Here is a 4290-nt window from a genome sequence, read left to right as displayed (position 1 = left end):
CGTAATTATGGTAAGGATATAGATAAAAGCAGTATGGATAGGTGCCTTTATCGCTATCGTCATTTAGTCGAGAATGCCTTTGCTAGAATCAAGCAATATCGTTCAATATCAACTAGATACGATAAGTTAGAAAGGAATTATGCTAGTATGGTATCACTGGCATTTATGTTAATGTGGCTGCCAATGTATTGTTGAGTAATTTATGTACAGCAAAGATCAACAGCCCCTAGTTTTGTTGATGCGTCAGTTAAGTTAAATATGTCTAAGCAGGCAGTGTCACGTTATATTCAAGCATTAGAAAATCGCTTGCAAGTTCGGTTGTTACAACGTACAACTCGCAAAATGGTCATTACCCATGAGGGGCAAATTTTTTATTTGCAAGCTAAAGCCATTATTAATGCTACCACAGAAGCAGAAAATAGCCTCACTTTAGATCATGCAAGTCCACAAGGTATTCTTCGGGTTAATGTGCCTGTTAGTTTTGGTATTTTGCATTTGGCGCCTTTATGGCAAAAATTTATCAATAAATACCCTAAAATTGAGCTAGATATTACGTTGTCAGATCGTGTGGTTGATCTGCTTGAGGAGGGCTACGATCTTGCTGTTCGAATTGGTCGGCTAGAAAGTTCGTCGCTGATTAGTCGTAAGTTGGCAACTACGCAAATCATAGCCGCCGCGTCGCCTGATTATATTGCTAAATATGGCATACCAAATGATCCTGATGATTTGTTGAATCATAAAATTGTGATGTATAGTCAGTGGGCTAAAAAAGAGCAATGGCATTTTTATAAAGACAATGCCCATTACTCGGTGAATTTAAAAGCGAATATCTATTGTAATAATGGCGATACTTGCCGCCAAATTATGTTACAAGGAGGTGGTATTTCGTTGCAACCTGATTTTATTATTGGTAAAGATATTAAAATAGGCCGTTTAGTTCGTGTTTTGTTGAATTATAAAGTCGAGGATTTGAATATTTATGCCGTTTATCCAAGCCGTAAATTATTACCGCTCCGAACTCGATGTTTAATCGATTTTTTAGTTAGCGAACTAAAAAATTATCAATGATCAGTTAGTTAAAACATAACCGTTATTATTTGATATGTAAAAAATCTTTAGACAAAAAATAGTCAAATGTATTACTGATTTTACAATAACACAGAAATGATTTACATTATGCTAGTTATTAATTGATTATTCAGAAACAATCTTTACTATATATTGTTTTCAAGATTTATTGTCATTATATGAATATCAATAATAAGGCTTTGTGGCAGCAATTCTATATAAATAAAGTAAATCAAATTATTATCTATAATAGGTATGTTTTTTTATAATGAATAACACATTATAAAAAAGCATCATTTAAGAAATTTTAGTGCAATATTAATTTTTACTATAATTTAACACTCATGTTTTATATTTTCTTATTGATTGTTTTTTAAAGAAATAAAACTCTATTATTAACAAGCTTAGAGCAAAGTTTTAATGTTTTTATGAGTTTTTAAGACAGTTAGTAGATCTTGATTTACACAAGGTCGAGAAGAATAAGTATAATAATACCTAAGTTACTATATTTTACATTTGAATATAACAAAGGTTTTCATTAAAGAATGTCTTTAATTAAACATAATGAGTGCGAAATCGCATTTAATAATATCAAGTTTCAACAACGAAAAATATCGTTTTACATGTAATAAATATATTTGATTTTGTTACCCACTTATTTTAGCTAGGTCTATAAATATAATATCTAATCTGAAGTTACCGACCATTTACCGAATTTGTATTTTTAGTAATATTATTTTAGGAGTTTTAAAAAATGAATCTGATCTGGTCAGCAGTAGGACAAGTTATTAGTTCTTGTCTTCCGGTTTTTTTATTAATTTTTCTTGGTTGGTTATGTGTACAACAAGGGATCTTTTCGAAGGATTCTAAAAAATTATTATCAGGACTGGTATCAAACTTTGTCTTTCCTGCTTTACTTTTTGTGCATACGTCTCATGCTAAACCGTCGCAAATATTCAATGGCATTTGGATGATTGCGTTTTTCTGTACTATGTCTTTTTTATGGATAATTTGTTTTTTAACCAATAAATACATTTTGCACAAAGAGTTAAAGTCGACGGCTATGAATGCAATGCTATGTTGCTTTCCCAACATGGGCGGGATGGGAGTTCCTTTCTTGACGTTAATGTTAGGGGCTGCATCAACTATTTCCGTTGCGATTGCTAATTTTGTTGTTGCATTATCATTGATCCCAATGACAATATTTTTATTAGAACTTTGTGATACTAAACTGTCTGGCGGTAAAGTCACCGGTGGTATGATCTTTAGTGCAGTAAAAAATTCACTTATGAAGCCAATGTTTTTGGCCGTTATTTTAGGGTTAATTGTGAGCGTTACCGATGGTACTAAATGGCTACCACATTTTGTGTTTAACACTTTTGATATTATGTCAAATGCTTGTAACTTTATTTCACTTATTGCGGTCGGTGTTGGTATTCATGGTGTTAAATTGAAATTATCTAAACCGTTAATGATCAATGTTGTGTTGAAAAGTTTCATTACACCAATTATTGCACTTATTTCCGTATATCTATTTGGTATCACAGGTATGGAAGCTGAAGAGTTAGTTTTCTTATTGGCAATGCCAACGGCATCAACAGCGGTTATTTTGGCTTACAATTGGAATGTTGAGCAAGAACAAGCATCAAGCATTTTCTTTGCATCAACAGTTTTATCTATCTTCATTTTACCAACCTTATTGCTTATTATGGACTTCACCATTCCAGGTGTTGCTTAATTAAAAGCTAAATATAAATGCTCTCATTTAATTTTAGATGAGAGCTTTTATTATCAATTACATGTTTCTTTGGCAAGCCATGCTGGAATTACTCGGTTGTTTACAGTAATAATAACCATCGTATTTCAAAAATCAACTAAACTTGCTGCTCACAAATGAATGGAAAAGTAAAAAGAGTAATACCAACTTTGGATTAAGATACGGCGTAATCAACAAGTATGTAGTGATTCAAAAGGTGAAGACTAAGTCTTAATTGATTAATTATTATAATTTTGTTAACCGCCATAAGGTGATTTTAGAAAAAACGCCTTATGGGATTTTGGAGTGGTTATTTAACCATGAAGTGTAAATAACCCAGTTTTTTTCTACACATTAACAATAGCAAGAAATGTAGCGATAATATTGGTAACTAAACTAAAAAGAGCCATTGTCTTTTTTAGTTTGCTAACTAGAAGCTATAGCGAACACCTGCTAATAAATCAATTGAACTTAGCTCAGCACTAGCATTAGTTCGATAGTATTCATTATGTTTTTTGATGTTTACTTTACCTGCATCCACATAACGAGCAGTGAAATCAACAACCATATTATTATTCAACTTATAAGCTACGCCAGCAGCAACATTCCATGCAAACTTTGTTTTTGTTTTTGATAATGAACGTTCATAATTAGAACCATCAACAGAAACGTTGTATTTTTCCTTATGGCTATTTTCTAGTTTAGTGAAGGCAACACCAAATCCCGCACCAATAAATGGAGTAATTGGTGAGTCAATATCAATATCATAATAACCATTTAACATTAATGTATTCATGCGGGTTTTGACTTTTTGAGTAGTACGAAGACGATATTCTTCATAATCAGTGTATCTATTTTCTTTTTTATCTGTATTGCCACGTAAGGTAAGAGATAATTCTACACGTGCAGGAATATCATAATTAGAAAAGTTGTAACCTAAATTTAAAGCGCCAGCTAATTTAGTTTTATGCATTGAGTCAAAAATACCATCGTTGATAACACCGCCGTGACTATAATGTAAGGTATCCTTAATATTTTTCGCTTTTATTATAGAAGCGCCTAATTGACCTCCTAGGTAAAGTTCATTTGTTTCAGCATAAGCAAAATTTGAAAAACAAGCAAAAGTTGTTAGTGCAATTAATGTCTTCTTCATTTTTATTTCCTTTATTATGGTTGTTTAAGGCTTGCTGATTATAAAGCAAATAAATTAAAAATCAATTTAAGGTATTAGGAAGTTTTTTTAACAAAAAATAAAAGCTGTAACTAGGGCGTGTTGATCTTTCATGATTATTTTTTAGACGGCATGATGTGAGTTATAATAATTCAGCCAAAAACAACCATAACTCGATTCATCATGCCAAGAACAATGCTAACAGATAAACGGTGGGAAAAGCTACTACAAATAATGAAAAATACCGGCCGAGTTTATAATAAATCCGAGCATCGGATGACGTTTGAAGGGATCC

General features: G+C 31.9%; 4 protein-coding genes and 1 pseudogene. 4 read left to right on the top strand and 1 reads right to left on the bottom strand.

Annotated features, from left to right (window positions below):
* The 3 genes from A9G38_RS11655 to A9G38_RS05135 form a co-directional block, all read left to right on the top strand.
* Positions 1-195, top strand: a 195-nt coding sequence (locus A9G38_RS11655; protein WP_141671338.1) for a transposase, incomplete at its 5' end; no start/stop codon positions are given.
* 63 nt (positions 196-258) lie between these two features.
* The gene (locus tag A9G38_RS05140; RefSeq protein WP_081297951.1) at positions 259-1068 is read left to right on the top strand and encodes a LysR family transcriptional regulator; all 810 of its coding nucleotides are present in this window, start codon (positions 259-261) and stop codon (positions 1066-1068) included.
* Positions 1069-1822: 754 nt separating this feature from the next.
* Positions 1823-2806: an AEC family transporter gene (locus A9G38_RS05135; RefSeq protein ID WP_034915628.1), complete on the top strand. Its 984-nt coding sequence runs from the start codon at positions 1823-1825 to the stop codon at positions 2804-2806.
* A 448-nt stretch (positions 2807-3254) separates the two neighbouring features.
* On the opposite strand, the gene A9G38_RS05130 is transcribed toward A9G38_RS05135, so the two are convergent.
* A complete protein-coding gene (locus A9G38_RS05130) occupies positions 3255-3977 on the bottom strand; it encodes an outer membrane protein (RefSeq protein WP_034915625.1) in 723 nt (240 codons plus the stop codon).
* A gap of 201 nt (positions 3978-4178) precedes the next feature.
* Here A9G38_RS05130 and A9G38_RS11985 point away from each other — a divergent pair.
* Positions 4179-4290 (top strand): annotated as a pseudogene (locus tag A9G38_RS11985) (IS5/IS1182 family transposase); the annotation flags it as partial.

Source organism: Gilliamella sp. Imp1-1 (assembly GCF_001690415.1).
In the GTDB taxonomy this organism is placed as follows: Bacteria; Pseudomonadota; Gammaproteobacteria; order Enterobacterales; family Orbaceae; genus Gilliamella; species Gilliamella bombi.
This window is presented reverse-complemented; position numbering and strand designations above follow the sequence as displayed.

Bases quoted from the DNA above. Each gene is read 5' to 3' on its own strand.
- A9G38_RS05130 (WP_034915625.1), bottom strand. From the start codon at position 3,977: ATGAAGAAGACATTAATTGCACTAACAACTTTTGCTTGTTTTTCAAAT.
- A9G38_RS05140 (WP_081297951.1), top strand. From the start codon at position 259: ATGTCTAAGCAGGCAGTGTCACGTTATATTCAAGCATTAGAAAATCGC.
- A9G38_RS05135 (WP_034915628.1), top strand. From the start codon at position 1,823: ATGAATCTGATCTGGTCAGCAGTAGGACAAGTTATTAGTTCTTGTCTT.